13 protein-coding genes are annotated in these 13151 nt (G+C 64.9%); 6 read left to right on the top strand and 7 right to left on the bottom strand.

Translation table 11 applies throughout. The features are described from left to right. Nucleotides 1-33: 33 nt before the first annotated feature. Together VLK31_RS04440 and VLK31_RS04445 are read right to left on the bottom strand one after the other, a co-directional pair. Nucleotides 34-426: a carboxymuconolactone decarboxylase family protein gene (locus tag VLK31_RS04440; protein ID WP_409167147.1), complete on the bottom strand. Its 393-nt coding sequence runs from the start codon at nucleotides 424-426 to the stop codon at nucleotides 34-36. Nucleotides 427-596: 170 nt separating this feature from the next. Then, nucleotides 597-1535, bottom strand: coding sequence for a LysR family transcriptional regulator (locus tag VLK31_RS04445; protein ID WP_409167148.1), 939 nt, complete (start codon nucleotides 1533-1535; stop codon nucleotides 597-599). Nucleotides 1536-1690: 155 nt separating this feature from the next. Here VLK31_RS04445 and VLK31_RS04450 point away from each other — a divergent pair, with 155 nt between their 5' ends. Continuing rightward, nucleotides 1691-3079: an L-serine ammonia-lyase gene (locus tag VLK31_RS04450; protein ID WP_409167149.1), complete on the top strand. Its 1389-nt coding sequence runs from the start codon at nucleotides 1691-1693 to the stop codon at nucleotides 3077-3079. Nucleotides 3080-3230: 151 nt separating this feature from the next. Continuing rightward, complete coding sequence (locus tag VLK31_RS04455; RefSeq protein ID WP_409167150.1) at nucleotides 3231-4199, top strand: Bug family tripartite tricarboxylate transporter substrate binding protein; 969 nt, start codon at nucleotides 3231-3233, stop codon at nucleotides 4197-4199. A 265-nt stretch (nucleotides 4200-4464) separates the two neighbouring features. Here the strand turns inward: VLK31_RS04455 and glmS are convergent, their stop codons facing one another. Continuing rightward, complete coding sequence (gene glmS / locus VLK31_RS04460) at nucleotides 4465-6345, bottom strand: glutamine--fructose-6-phosphate transaminase (isomerizing) (RefSeq protein WP_409167151.1); 1881 nt, start codon at nucleotides 6343-6345, stop codon at nucleotides 4465-4467. 137 nt (nucleotides 6346-6482) lie between these two features. On the opposite strand from glmS, the gene VLK31_RS04465 reads away from it, so the two are divergent. After that, entirely contained in the window at nucleotides 6483-6965 is a 483-nt protein-coding gene (locus VLK31_RS04465; protein WP_409167152.1) for an Lrp/AsnC family transcriptional regulator, read from the top strand. Between the two features lie 304 nt (nucleotides 6966-7269). Here VLK31_RS04465 and glmU read toward each other — a convergent pair whose 3' ends face one another. Further along, the gene (gene glmU / locus VLK31_RS04470; protein WP_409167153.1) at nucleotides 7270-8697 is read right to left on the bottom strand and encodes a bifunctional UDP-N-acetylglucosamine diphosphorylase/glucosamine-1-phosphate N-acetyltransferase GlmU; all 1428 of its coding nucleotides are present in this window, start codon (nucleotides 8695-8697) and stop codon (nucleotides 7270-7272) included. Between glmU and VLK31_RS04475 the strand changes: the two genes are divergently transcribed. Further along, nucleotides 8696-9595: a DUF6279 family lipoprotein gene (locus tag VLK31_RS04475; protein WP_409167154.1), complete on the top strand. Its 900-nt coding sequence runs from the start codon at nucleotides 8696-8698 to the stop codon at nucleotides 9593-9595. The two genes, glmU and VLK31_RS04475, sit on opposite strands and share 2 nt — an antisense overlap. Before the next feature lie 48 nt (nucleotides 9596-9643). Here VLK31_RS04475 and VLK31_RS04480 read toward each other — a convergent pair whose 3' ends face one another. Then, a complete protein-coding gene (locus VLK31_RS04480; RefSeq protein WP_409167155.1) occupies nucleotides 9644-10414 on the bottom strand; it encodes a Crp/Fnr family transcriptional regulator in 771 nt (256 codons plus the stop codon). 91 nt (nucleotides 10415-10505) lie between these two features. Between VLK31_RS04480 and VLK31_RS04485 the strand changes: the two genes are divergently transcribed. After that, a complete protein-coding gene (locus VLK31_RS04485) occupies nucleotides 10506-10922 on the top strand; it encodes a BLUF domain-containing protein (protein ID WP_409167156.1) in 417 nt (138 codons plus the stop codon). A gap of 81 nt (nucleotides 10923-11003) precedes the next feature. Here VLK31_RS04485 and VLK31_RS04490 read toward each other — a convergent pair whose 3' ends face one another. Continuing rightward, nucleotides 11004-11324, bottom strand: a complete 321-nt coding sequence (locus VLK31_RS04490) for a DUF2917 domain-containing protein (protein WP_409167157.1) — start codon at nucleotides 11322-11324, stop codon at nucleotides 11004-11006. Between the two features lie 171 nt (nucleotides 11325-11495). Here VLK31_RS04490 and VLK31_RS04495 point away from each other — a divergent pair, with 171 nt between their 5' ends. After that, nucleotides 11496-12479: a LysR substrate-binding domain-containing protein gene (locus VLK31_RS04495; RefSeq protein ID WP_409167158.1), complete on the top strand. Its 984-nt coding sequence runs from the start codon at nucleotides 11496-11498 to the stop codon at nucleotides 12477-12479. Nucleotides 12480-12524: 45 nt separating this feature from the next. Here VLK31_RS04495 and VLK31_RS04500 read toward each other — a convergent pair whose 3' ends face one another. Then, a complete protein-coding gene (locus VLK31_RS04500) occupies nucleotides 12525-13142 on the bottom strand; it encodes a 5-formyltetrahydrofolate cyclo-ligase (protein ID WP_409167159.1) in 618 nt (205 codons plus the stop codon). Nucleotides 13143-13151: the final 9 nt, after the last annotated feature.

Consider the following 13151-nt stretch of genomic DNA (forward strand, 5'->3'; position numbering starts at 1 on the left):
CGTTGGCTGGCCGGCGGGCCGGTCGGCTCGCGCCTATTTGTCGAACGCCGGATCGATAGGCACGCGGTAGCCATTCACCAGCCGGTTGGTCTCGTTGGCCATGCCGACCACACCCATCAGCTCGGCGAACATGGCCGGCGTCATGCCGGCTTTTTCGGCGCCCGCATGGTGGCTCGCGATGCAGTAGCCGCAGTTGTTGGTGACGCTCACAGCGAGGTAGACCATTTCCTTCACCACCGGGTCGAGCGCGCCCGGTGCCATTACCTCCTTCAGGCTGGCCCAGGTGCGCTTGAGCGTGGCCGGGTCGTTGGCGAGGTACTTCCAGAAGTTGTTGACGTCAGGCACGTTGCGCGAGGTCTTGATGTCGTCGAAGACGGCCTTGACGTCGTCGGAGGCGGTGGCGTATTCGATGGGTTGGGGTTTCATGGGGTCTCCTTGAGGGTGGGCTTGCGGTGGTCTTGGGTGCGGTGCGCCGGCGCATGCGCAACGCGGCGATTTTCCAGCGCCGGGCGGCCCCGCATGTCGCCGTGCGCAACATGCCTCATCTTGAGCCTGAGTATTCTTTGGCAATAAAGTCTGAGACGCCGTAACCGCGCTCACTCAGAGAGCGCAATCGCGCTCCGCGCCGACTTGCCGGCCAATTTGCGGGCAGCGCTGCGCTCGATTTCCTTTAGGAACGCCTGGACGGCAGGGTGATCGCGCTCGCCCTTGCGGTATGCCAACAGAATGCGCCGCTGAATTTCCGGCCGCAGGCGTACTGATTTGACGCCCTTCAGCGGCTTTGTAAGGCGAAGACCGGAGGCAATTGAAATCGAGCAACCGGATGCAACCATGGCCGCCACCATTTCGAAACCCGTGCAATGTGCGTTGATCCGCGGCTCGAACCCAGCTCGTCGGCAAAGACTCGCGATGAATTCACCGAACGAACTGCTGGTTGAATCCAGCGCCCAGGCGGCGTCGCGCAAATCGGAGATTCTCAGCGAGTGTCGGTCAGCCAATGGGTGGGCGGTCGGCAGCAGGATATGCAGTACGTCTTGGGTCAAAGGAAGCAGCTCGTAGGCGTCGTGGCGCACACCCGGGTCGGCGGCCAGGTCGTCGATCACCGCAATGTCGGTACGCCACGCACCCAGTGCCGTCAGGCCTTCCTGTGGCTCCATTTCCTGCAGAACGACTCGCAGATGTGGATGCTGGGATTGCAGCAGATGCACGGTATCGGCGAGAACGGCGACCGCAATCGACGAAAAGGCTGCAACGCGCAGCTCTCCGGCGATGTCGCATCGCAGCCGGGCCAGTTCGGATCTGGCCTCGTCCAATATGCCCAGGATGCGCTCCGTGTGGCGGACAAGCGCGTCTCCGGCAGGCGTCAAGGCAACGCCGCGTCCTCGCCGTTCTGTCAGCGTTGCATCCACGTCGAGTTCAAGTTGAGCGATTTGTTGCGAGACGGCCGATGGCGTCAAGTGCAACGAAGCAGCCGCAGCGGCCATCGTCCCACAACCAGACAGTGCGCGCAGCGTCAACAGCTTGTTGATGTCCATTTTTCGTCGCCTGATCTCGGAAATAAACAGACAGTTTATCTAATTAATACCAACAAAATATATCAGTAGACGTAACGATATGGCATTCCTACCATCGCAACGATTCAGGTGTTGTCCGGAGCCGCCGGCAAACGATCCTTCAAAGAAATTCAAATATGGCACTCAGCGTTTTCGATCTCTTCAAAATTGGAATAGGTCCATCCAGCTCCCACACCGTGGGGCCCATGCGAGCCGCCGCCCTGTTCGTTCGTGGACTGCAGCAGCACGGACAGATGGCATTGATCGCACGCGTAAGCGTTGGTCTGTACGGTTCGTTGGGCGCCACTGGCAAAGGCCACGGCACCGACAAGGCCGTGCTGCTGGGCCTCGCCGGACATGAGCCGGACCAAGTCGACGTGGAACTGATCCCGGCCATTCTCGAGATGATCCGGCGCGTCGGAACCATCAACCTTGCCGGCGTTCACAGCATTGCATTCGACGAAGTGTGCGATGTCGCTTTCTTTCGGCGCGAGTCCTTGCCGTTCCATGCCAACGGGATGACGTTCGCCGCTTATGACTACGGCGGGGCGATGGTGCGTGAGGCAACTTTTTACTCCGTCGGCGGCGGCTTCGTTGTCAGTGACGCCGTCAGCTCGGACGAGGCCATGCAAAAGGTCATTGCGCCCGACAGCACCATCTTGCCTTTCGCGTTCGATCACGCTGACGATTTGCTTGCCTTGACGCAAACCCATGGCATCAGCATTGCCGAACTGATGCTCGCCAACGAGCGCGTTTGGCGAACCGATATGGAGATCGAATCGGGCCTATTGCATATCTGGCGCGTGATGCAAGCTTGCGTGGAGCGTGGGTGCCGTACCGAAGGCGTTTTGCCTGGCGGGTTCAAGGTGACGCGACGCGCAGCGGCCCTCGCACGAAGACTGGGAGAGTTTGATCCAAGGCCGGTCGATGCCATGCGCATGATGGATTGGGTCAACTTGTGGGCATTGGCTGTCAATGAAGAGAACGCCGCGGGCGGACGCGTGGTGACAGCACCGACCAACGGGGCGTCTGGAATCATTCCCGCGGTGCTGCACTACTACACGAAGGCTGTTGCAGGCGCCGACGAGAAAGGTGTCGTCGATTTTTTCCTGACCGCGGGTGCCATCGGCATTCTCTACAAGAAAAACGCGTCGATCAGTGGCGCCGAAGTGGGATGTCAGGGCGAGGTGGGTGTCGCCTGCTCGATGGCCGCAGGCGCGCTGTGCGCAGTACTGGGCGGCACACCTGCCCAAGTCGAGAACGCGGCCGAGATCGGGATGGAGCATCACCTGGGCCTGACCTGTGACCCTGTGGGTGGTCTGGTGCAGATTCCATGCATCGAGAGAAACGCAATCGCTTCAGTCAAAGCCATCAACGCCGCGCGCATGGCGTTGCATGGCGACGGCCAACACCATGTCAGCCTGGACAAAGTGATCAAGACCATGCGCGAAACAGGCGCTGACATGCTCACCAAATACAAGGAAACGTCGCGCGGCGGTCTTGCCGTGAATATCGTCGAGTGCTGACTGCGCACTGCACGCAGTGGAAGCCTTTATGTCGCCCACAGGCTCTCCGACCAGTTCGTACTTCGCCGCATCGCCAGTGCGCCATCCACCTTCCACTGCGCCGTCTTCCGATCGGCGATTTTTCTCGACCTCACCCGAAAGACTGATCACCATGCAAAACAGACGCTTCCTTCTCGCCGCAGCGTTGGCTGCCTTTGCCGCCGTTCCTGCGATCGCGCAGTCCAACTATCCGAACAAACCGATCCGTCTGATCGTGCCGTTCCCGGCTGCGGGGGCCACCGACCTCCTTTCGCGCACGCTGGGCCAGAAGATGAGCGAGAAGCTGGGCACTGTCTTCGTGATCGACAACAAGCCCGGCGCGGGCGGCGCCATCGGCTCGGGTCAAGCAGCCAACGCGGCGCCCGATGGCTACACGATTCTGTTGGCCACCACCAGCACACACTCCATAGGCCCGGCTTTCACCAAATTGCCCTACGACACCGTGCGCGACTTCACACCTATCGCGCACGTGGGCGACGCGACCAGCATCATGCTGGTGCCTGTCAATTCGCCGGCCAAGACTGTGCGCGAGTGGATCGATTACGCAAAGAAGAACCCCGACAAGCTCAACTACGCATCGAGCGGTAGCGGCACCATCGTCCAACTCACGGCCGAGTTGTTCAAGTCGGAGGCCGGCGTGTCGGTCGCGCATATTCCCTACAAGGGCACTGCGCTGGCAATTCCCGACCTCATTAGCGACAAGGTCGATGTCATGTTCGACTCGCTTCCCACCGGCATGCCGCACGTACGCAATGGCCGCCTGCGCGCGCTGGGCGTGACCTCACTCAAGCCCAGCCCGCTCGCACCTGAATTGCCAGCCATTGCCGACACCCTGCCGGGCTTCGAGTCGAACACGTGGTTCGGTTTCTACGGCCCCAAGGGGCTGCCAGCAGACATCGTGGCCAAGCTCAACAAGGCGGCCAACGAAGCGCTCGCCGATCCCGACGTGAAGGCAAAACTTGCACGCCTCGGCATTGAAACCGCGACACCCGGCACGCCAGACCAGTTCGCAAAAATGGTCGCCGTAGATGCCGCCAAGTGGAAGAAGATCGTCGTAGACCGCAAGATTACTAGCGAGTGAAGAGCAAACACCATGCACTTCACTGATCTCTGACGCGGCGAAAGCGAACCCAACGCCTGAGGGCCGTGCCCCGTTCAGCGGGTTGCAATCAGCCTCGGGGGGTTGCATCGCCTGGTTGAATCCGCCGCCGATGGCGGGCCCAGCGGGCATCCGACATTGCGGGTAGCCCGCAAGGCCGGCCCGCTATCCGACTTCGTTGTCTCAGACTTTGTGCGCTGTCTCAGACATCAATGGCAAGGAAGAGCGCCGCAGCGCCAGGCCCCCCTCACTCCACCGTGACGCTCTTGGCCAAATTCCGCGGCTTGTCCACATCGGTGCCGCGCGCGCACGCCGTGTGGTACGCCAGCAGCTGCAACGGCACCACGTGCAGGATGGGCGACAGCGCGCCGTAGTGTTCGGGCATGCGGATCACGTGCAGGCCTTCGCTGCTCTTGATCTGCGTGTCGCCGTCGGCCAGCACGTACAGCACGCCGCCGCGCGCGCGCACTTCCTGCAGGTTGCTCTTGAGCTTTTCCAGCAGCGTGTCGTTGGGGGCCACGGCCACCACGGGCATCTCGCTGGTCACCAGCGCCAGCGGGCCGTGCTTGAGCTCGCCGGCGGCGTAGGCCTCGGCGTGGATGTAGGTCACTTCCTTGAGCTTGAGCGCGCCTTCCAGCGCAATCGGGTAGTGCAGCCCGCGGCCCAGGAACAGCGCGTTGTCCTTGCGCGCGAAGTCCTCCGACCAGCCGATGATCTGCGGCTCCAGCGCCAGCACCGACTGCAGCGCCACGGGCAGGTGGCGCATTTCCTTCAGGTAGCGCGCCTCGTCTTCCGCGCTCAGGCGGCCCTTGGCCTGCGCCACGGCCAGCGTGAGCAAAAACAGGCCGGCCAGCTGCGTGGTGAAGGCCTTGGTCGACGCCACGCCAATCTCCACGCCGGCACGCGTGATGTAGGCCAGCTTGCACTCGCGCACCATGGCGCTGGTGGCCACGTTGCAGATGGTCAGCGTCTGTTCCATGCCCAGCGAGCGCGCATGCTTCAGCGCGGCCAGCGTGTCAGCGGTTTCGCCCGACTGGCTGATGGTGACGACCAGCGTCTTGGGGTCGGGCACGGAGTCGCGGTAGCGGTACTCGCTGGCAATCTCCACCTGCGTGGATATCTTGGCGATGCCTTCGAGCCAGTACTTGGCGGTGCACCCGCTGTAGTAGCTGGTGCCGCACGCGAGGATGAGGATCTTGTCGATGTCCTGGAACACGCGGTGCGCGCTCGCCCCCGTGGCACCGTCCTGGCCGATGCCGTCGAACAGCTCGGGCACGATGCCCTCCACGCCTTCGAGCGTGTCGCCGATGGCGCGCGGCTGCTCGAAGATTTCCTTCTGCATGTAGTGCCGGTACGGGCCCAGCTCGGCCGCGCCGCTGTGGGCGTGCACGGTGCGCACCTGGCGGGTCACGGGCTTGTGGTTCTTGTCGACGATCCAGTACTTGCCCGGCTGCAGGTCGACCACATCGCCTTCTTCGAGGTAGACGATCTGGTCGGTCACGCCGGCCAGGGCCATGGCGTCGCTGGCCAGGAAATTCTCAGCGCCGTCCTTGCCCGCACCCAGGATCAGCGGCGAGCCGGCGCGCGCGCCGACCACGCGCTGCGGCTCGTCGCGGCAGATTACGGCAATGGCGTAGGCACCGTGCAGTTGCAGCACGGTGGCTTTAACGGCTTCGAACAGATCGCCGTCGTACAGGCTGTCGACCAGGTGGGCGATGACCTCGGTGTCGGTCTGGCTCTCGAACACGTAGCCCTTGGCCTCGAGCGCGGCGCGCAGGGGCTCGTGGTTCTCGATGATGCCGTTGTGCACGAGCGCGATGCGCCCGGGGCGTGCGGCTTGCGCGTCGGCGCCCGGGCCGTGGCTGAAGTGAGGGTGCGCGTTGTGCACCACGGGCGCGCCGTGCGTGGCCCAGCGCGTGTGGGCGATGCCGGTGAGGCCTTCGACCTTGTCGTCGCGCACCTGCGTCATGAGGTCCGCCACGCGCGAGGTGGTGCGCGCCCGCGTCAGGCCGCCGGCATGCACCGCCACGCCGCACGAGTCATAGCCGCGGTATTCCAGCCGCTGAAGGCCCTGAACCAGAACCGGAACGATGTTGCGATGGGACGCTGCCCCGACGATGCCGCACATGGTGACTGCCTTTGAATGAAGAAGAGGCTCGATGGTAGGGAGGCGAAGAAGAAATATGTTTTCCAATTTCAATTGATTTCGGACTTTTATTTCTTCATTTCCTTCGTTTGGATTTTTATTCCATAATTTATTCAAATATGGAACCAATATCCCTGGATTCAACAGACCTGCGCCTGCTCGACGCCTTGCAGCGTGATGCCTCGCAGACCAATCAGCGCCTGGCCGCCGACATCGGGATCTCCCCGCCCACGTGCCTGCGCCGTGTGCAGCGTTTGCGCGAGCTTGGGCTGATCGAGCGCCAGGTGGCGTTGCTGTCGGCTGACCGGCTGGCCGAGGTGTTGGGTCACGGGCTGCAGGCGGTGGTGGAAATTTCGCTCGACCGGCAGGACGCCGCTTCGCTCGACGCCTTCGAGGCCCGTGTGATTGCGGACGACGCGGTGCAGCAGTGTTGGCGCGTGTCGCCCGGGCCCGACTTCGTGTTGGTCGTGGCGGCGCGCGACATGCCGGGCTATGGCGCGCTCACGCAGCGGCTGTTCACGGCCGATGCGAATGTGCGCAACGTGAAGGCCTTCTTCAGCCTCAAGCGCGCGAAGTTCGAGCCACGGGTGCCGTTGGATTGAGCTGGCGTTTCTATGGGTTGTGGCGTGTGCTAAGTGCCTTGTTCAGGGCGGCACTCACGCCGACGGGGTGCCTTGCTCCGCGAATGTCCCCCGCTTCGCTCCTCCTTTATTTCGCTGCGCAAGGCACCCCATCGACGTGAGCGTTGTTAAGAGCGGTCGTTGATCGCGCGATCACTCAGAGCGTGCCCCGGTGCACAGGGCGTCGGGTGCTCCCCGCAGCGAAATAAAGGAGGAGGCCGCAGGCCGGGGGACATTCGCGGAGGGGAGCACCCGGCGGCCTGTGCACCCGCCCTGAAAAGGACCGTCAGCCCTTGGGCTTCTTCACAGGCCTCTTCCAATTGGCAAAGCTCACCTGCTTGCCACGCGCCACGGTCAGCGCCCCCGGCTCGGTCGACTTGTTGACGGTCGAGCCCCCGCCGATGGTGCCCCCAGCACCGATCGTGATGGGCGCCACCAGCACACAGTTGCTCCCCACATGCACGTCGTCACCAATCACCGTGCGGTGCTTGTTGGCGCCGTCGTAATTGGCCGTGATGCTGCCCGCGCCGTAATTCACCCGCTCCCCTACCGTGGCGTCGCCCAGATAGGCCAGGTGGTTGGCCTTCGCACCCGCAGCCAGCGTCGAATTTTTCACCTCGACAAAGTTGCCGATGTGCACCTCCGCACCCAACTGCGCACCCGGCCGCAACCGCGCGAACGGCCCCACCAGCGCACCCATGCCCACCGTCACGCCCGCCTTCTCGCCATCGATGTGCGTGAACGGATGAATCACCGCGCCGGCCTCGATGCGTGCGTTGGCAATCACGCAGTTCGCGCCAATGCGCACGCCCTCGCCCAACGACACCGAGCCTTCGAAAATGCAGTTGACATCGATGTCCACGTCCATGCCGCAGTCCAGCGTGCCGCGCAAATCGAAGCGCGCCGGGTCGGCCAGTCGCACGCCCTGCTCCATGAGCGCATGGGCCTGGCGCAACTGCCAGGCACGCTCCAGCGCAGCAAGCTGCGCCGGGCTGTTGATGCCCGCCACCTGCAATGCATCCGTGGTGACATGCGCGACCACGGGCACACCGTCGGCCGCCGCGAACTTCACCACGTCGGTCAGGTAGTACTCGCCCTGCGCGTTCTTGTTGTCCAGCCGCGCCAGCCAGCCCTTGAGCAGGCGCGCGGGCACGGCCATCACGCCGCTGTAAATCTCGCGCACCGCGCGCTGGGCGTCGGTGGCATCCTTGTGCTCGACGATGGCGGTCACGTCGCCACCGGCGCTGGAGCGGGTGACCCGGCCGTAACCGCTCGGATCGTCGAACTCGATGGTCAGCAGCGCCAGACGCTCGCCAGCACTGGCCGCGATGAGCGCACGCAAGGTGTCCTCGCCAATCAGCGGCACGTCGCCCGACAGCACCACCACCGTGGCGTCGTCCGCCAGCAGCGGCGCGGCCTGCTGCACGGCGTGGCCGGTGCCCAGCTGCGGCTCCTGGCGTGCAAAGCGCAGGTTGGCGCCCGGTACGGCACCGGTCATCGCAGCCTCGACCTGCGCCGCGCCATGCCCGGTGACGAACACCACGTCGCGCGCGCCAATGCGCGCGGCAGTGGCGGCCACATGGCCCAGCAATGCGCGGCCGCCCAATCGATGCAACACTTTGGGCAACTTGCTTTTCATGCGCGTGCCCTTGCCGGCGGCCATGATGACGACGTCGATCGGCCCTTGGTTGTCTTGTTGCGGAGTCTGATTCATGCGTTTTTCTTCCCGATTTCGTTGCGCTGCGGTGGCGCGGATTATCGGCGTGCTGCTGATTGCGGCGGGCATCACCGGCATGCTCGGCGCCTGCAGCGCCATCAAGCTGGCCTACAACAACCTGCCCACGGTGAGCTACTGGTGGCTCGACGGTTACCTCGACTTCGACAGCGAGCAGACCCCCAAAGTGCGCGACGAGCTGGCGCAACTGCTGGCCTGGCACCGCCAGAACGAGCTGCCGCGCCTGGCCGTGCTGCTGCAGGACGCGCAGGCGCTGGCACCCGGCGAGGTGACGCCGGCGCAGGTCTGCGCCGTGGCCGACCAGATCCGCGAACGCCTGCTGGCCGTGAGCGAGCGCGCAGAGCCCGCCGGCACCGCGCTGGCGCTGAGCCTCGCCGACGCCCAGCTGCAGCAGCTGGAGCGCAAGTACGCCAGGAACAACGCCGACTACCGCAAGGACTGGCTCGACCGCACCCCCGCGCAGGTGCAAGAGAAGCGCTACGACCAGTTCCTCGACCGCGCGGAAGATTTCTACGGACGGCTGAATGCCGAGCAGCGCGACCTGCTGAAGCAACAGGTCGCGCAGTCGGTGTTCGACCCCGTGCTGGCGGGCGCCGAGCGCCGCAAGCGCCAGCAAGAGGCGCTTGTGCTGTTGCGTGGCTTTGCCGCCACCAGGCCCGCGCCGGCCGAAGCGCGCGCCGCGCTGCACGGCTACATCCAGCGCATCGCCGAGCCGCCGCCCGGGCCGTGGCACGACCAGCAGCAGACCTTGCTGCAGGAGGGTTGCCGCAACACGGCGGCGCTGCACAACGTCACCACCGCGAGCCAGCGCGCGCAGGCGGTGCGCCGGCTGCAGGCCTACCAGGACGACCTGCGGCAGCTGGTGGCAACGCGCTGACGCGGCAGGGCTGCGGCACTGCAGCCCCCGCGCGACCTCAGATCAGGGTCAGATCAGAGGTGTGGGCCGCATCGGGCGCTCGAAGTAGTCGCCCAGCGTTTCGAGCGCATGCGGCTCCAGCACGCGCAGCCAGCCGGTGTCGATCTTGTAGAGCCCCAGGCGCTGCAGGCGCCGCAGCGTCTTGTTGGTGTGCACCAGCGACAGGCCAAGCGCGTCGGCAATGTGCTGCTGGTTGAACGGAAACTCCACCCAGCCGTCGCGCACCATGCCCACCCGCTCCGCGCGGCGGTACAGGTGCATGAGCAGCATGGCCACGCGCTCGCTGGCATTACGCCGACCGGCGGTCACTAGCTGGTCGTCGACCATTTTTTCCTCGCGCGCGGCCAGCCAGGTGATGTCGTAGCCGATCTTGGGCTGCGCATGGAACAGGCCCCAGAGCCGGTCGCGCGAAAAAGCGCACAGGGTGACGTCGGTGACCGCCTCCACGCCGTGCGTCTGGCCGTCGGCAAACTCGTCCTGCAGGCCGATGAAGTCGCCGGGCAGCAGAAAGCTCAGAATTTGCCGCCGGCCGTCGCTCAGCGTCTTGTAGCGAAAGGCCCAGCCGGAATAGAGGGTGAAGAGCTGCGGGCTGGGGCGGTGCTCGTCGATGACCGAACCACCCGCTTCTATGCGCCGCGCGCCCACGCGAAACGACTGAATGGTCTTGAGTTCTTCGTCGGAGGAAGGCAAAAATGCCTCGAGCCGGCGCAGCGCACAGTCGTCGCACGGATTGGCGCCTTGGGGCGGCGCGGCTGCTGCGGGGTAGTCCTCGAATTTCACGGTGCACTATAGGCGCTGGCGCTGTGTCTTTTGACATTTCGCCACGTTCGGGGGGTACCTACACTGCGCATCGCCTTCCTTTTCAAGACGCATGACCGAAGCCAAACTGCCGCTGCCGCCGCTCTACGAAGTTCTTTACTGCAGCACGCTCGCCCCCGACCAGTCCCCGACCACCGTGGGCTCGATCACCTCCCGGGCGCGCACCCGCAACGCGCAGCGCGGCATCACGGGCTTGCTGGTGTTCGACGGCCAGCGCTTCTGCCAGCACCTGGAAGGCCCGCGCGAAGCGGTGGACACGCTGATGCAGCAGATCGGCCACGACCCGCGGCACACCGACATTCGCGTGGTGTACGAGGCGCCCCTGGTGGTGCGCCGTTACACGGGTTTTGGCATGGGCCTGGCCGAAAGCGAGGGGCCGGACCTCATGGCGGGGGTGCATGTGCTCAGCGGCGAGGTGGCACTGCGGCACTTTCTGGCGCTGCTGCCAAGCTTCGACATCAACGGCTGAACGCGCCGGCATACCCGGAAAGAAGCTTCAAAAAGAAAAAGGCGGCCGAGGCCGCCTTTTGCGCTCCGGGAGGCCGAACAATCAGGCGTTGTCCCAGCTGTAGGTGGCGCCGTAGCCGTCCCAGGCCTCCATCACGATGCGCTGGCCTGCGGCCACCGTCATCGATTCGCCGGGTGCCAGCACCAGGTCTTCGCTGGGGTTGGCCAGGGTGGCGTCGGGCGTGACCCATACCCGGCCCTGCTTCACGCGCAACACGCTGGCCGACCGCGCCTTCAGGCTCATCGCTTCGCCGGGCGCAATCTGCCAGGCACCACGGCGAACGGCCGGCGGAATTGCGGCAGCGGTGCGGGTGGTAACGGACAGGGGCGAGAGCGATTCGGTGGTGCAGATGGCGGTGGACATGGTGAAACTCCTAGGGGCTTTGCCGAAGCGCTTGCAAGGGGGCAATGGCGCAGTTCGGGAATGAATGATCGTTTTTCAGGCGCCGGAGGTCCAATGAAAACGAGGTAGGCTACTGATGCGTGTTTCGCATCAATCGACGCGAACCCGGCTTGCGCCCTCAAAGTCATACCCATGCAACATTCGCAAACCCATCTGCGCTCCCGCCCCATCTCCGCCGGCCACCTGCGCGCCTTCGAGGCGGTGGCCCGGCACCTGAACTTTCGCGCCGCGGCCGAGGAAATGGCCCTCACCCAGTCGGCCGTGAGCCGCCAGATCCAGTCGCTCGAAGAAGAAGTGGGCGTGGGGCTTTTCCTGCGCCACACGCGGGCCGTGGAGCTCACCAGCGCCGGCGCGCTGCTGCTGCTGGCGGTGCAGCAGTCGCTGCCGCGCATCGACACGGCGGTGCGGCAGATTCGCCACAGCGCGGGGCGCCAGAGCGTGTCGCTGACCACCTTTGCGTCGTTCGCGTCGATGTGGCTCATTCCGCGGCTGGAGGCGTTTCAGCGCGACAACCCCGAGATCGACATCCGCATCGACGCCAGCGACGTGGCAGTCGACCTGGAAGTGGCCGACGTCGACATTGCCCTGCGCTACGGCCCGCCAGAGTCCATGCCGGCGGGCGCGGCGCGCCTGTTCGGCGAAACGCTGACGCCAGTGGCCAGCCCCTGGCTGCTGAAGAGCAACCCGCCCATCAAGACACCCGCCGACATGGCCCGCTTCACGCTGATCGAGGCCGGCGACGCCCACCGCACCCACCTGGAATGGCTGACCTGGCGGCGCTGGTTCGAGGTGAACGGGCTGGAGCGCGCGCAACCCAAGCGCTGGCTCTACTTCAACTACGCCTACCAGATGGTGCAGGCCGCGCTCACCGGCCAGGGCGTGACGCTGGCGCGCAGCTCGCTGATTGCCGAGAGCCTGGCCAACGGCGACCTGGTCGAGGTGCTGCCGCAGCACCGCCTGGATTCGCCGATGGCCTACTGGATGATTGCCGGCCCGCGCAGCGCGTTGAGGCCTGAGATTCGGGCGTTCTGCGACTGGCTGCAATCGCAGGCCGCCACCACGCGCGCCACCATCGGCGAGGTGCCGGACCCGGACACGGTCGACAACCTGGACTGAGCGGCGGACCTGGCCCGCCGCCCGGCGAGCTCAGCTCAGCCCAGTTCAGCTCATGGGCCAGACGACGCCGTTGTCGTTCAGGATGGCGTCCAGCGGCAGGTCGTGGCCTTCGGGCTCGAAGTCTTCCAGAAAGCCGTGCGTGAACCCCAACCCCACGGTGAACGGCCGCGGCTCCAGCGCCGCCAGCGTGCGGTCGTAGAAGCCGCCGCCGTAGCCCAGCCGGTAGCCACCGGCGCTGTAGCCCACGCAGGGCACGAACAGCAGGGTCGGCACGATGAGCTCGGTGTCCTTGGGCTTGGGAATGCCGTAGGCGTCTTCTTCCATCTGGCAGCCCGGGTACCAGGCATGGAAGGTCAGCGTCTTGTGAACTTTGTCGATCACCGGCAGTCCGATGCGGCGACGCTGCGTCTCTTCCATGAGCTCGCCGTCTTCCTTCCAGCGGTGCAGTGCGGGCAACGGATCGAACTCGCCCTTGATCGGCCAATAGGCGCCGATGACGGTGTCGGGCCGCCCGACCAGCCAGATCCGCATCACGCGCTGCAGCAGGTCCGCGCGTGTCAGCCGGTCAGGCATTGCCAGGCGTTGTTCGATCAATGCCTTGCGCAGCTGATCCTTCAGAAAACTCGCCGTCGCCGAGGTGTCGGCATCCTTTGACTTGTCCATAATCCCCCG

It is taken from the genome of Variovorax sp. H27-G14, assembly GCF_046156345.1.
In the GTDB taxonomy this organism is placed as follows: domain Bacteria; phylum Pseudomonadota; class Gammaproteobacteria; order Burkholderiales; family Burkholderiaceae_C; genus Variovorax.

Bases quoted from the DNA above. Each gene is read 5' to 3' on its own strand.
- VLK31_RS04440 (WP_409167147.1), bottom strand. From the start codon at position 426: ATGAAACCCCAACCCATCGAATACGCCACCGCCTCCGACGACGTCAAG.
- VLK31_RS04445 (WP_409167148.1), bottom strand. From the start codon at position 1,535: ATGGACATCAACAAGCTGTTGACGCTGCGCGCACTGTCTGGTTGTGGG.
- VLK31_RS04450 (WP_409167149.1), top strand. From the start codon at position 1,691: ATGGCACTCAGCGTTTTCGATCTCTTCAAAATTGGAATAGGTCCATCC.
- VLK31_RS04455 (WP_409167150.1), top strand. From the start codon at position 3,231: ATGCAAAACAGACGCTTCCTTCTCGCCGCAGCGTTGGCTGCCTTTGCC.
- glmS (WP_409167151.1), bottom strand. From the start codon at position 6,345: ATGTGCGGCATCGTCGGGGCAGCGTCCCATCGCAACATCGTTCCGGTT.
- VLK31_RS04465 (WP_409167152.1), top strand. From the start codon at position 6,483: ATGGAACCAATATCCCTGGATTCAACAGACCTGCGCCTGCTCGACGCC.
- VLK31_RS04475 (WP_409167154.1), top strand. From the start codon at position 8,696: ATGCGTTTTTCTTCCCGATTTCGTTGCGCTGCGGTGGCGCGGATTATC.
- glmU (WP_409167153.1), bottom strand. From the start codon at position 8,697: ATGAATCAGACTCCGCAACAAGACAACCAAGGGCCGATCGACGTCGTC.
- VLK31_RS04485 (WP_409167156.1), top strand. From the start codon at position 10,506: ATGACCGAAGCCAAACTGCCGCTGCCGCCGCTCTACGAAGTTCTTTAC.
- VLK31_RS04490 (WP_409167157.1), bottom strand. From the start codon at position 11,324: ATGTCCACCGCCATCTGCACCACCGAATCGCTCTCGCCCCTGTCCGTT.
- VLK31_RS04495 (WP_409167158.1), top strand. From the start codon at position 11,496: ATGCAACATTCGCAAACCCATCTGCGCTCCCGCCCCATCTCCGCCGGC.
- VLK31_RS04500 (WP_409167159.1), bottom strand. From the start codon at position 13,142: ATGGACAAGTCAAAGGATGCCGACACCTCGGCGACGGCGAGTTTTCTG.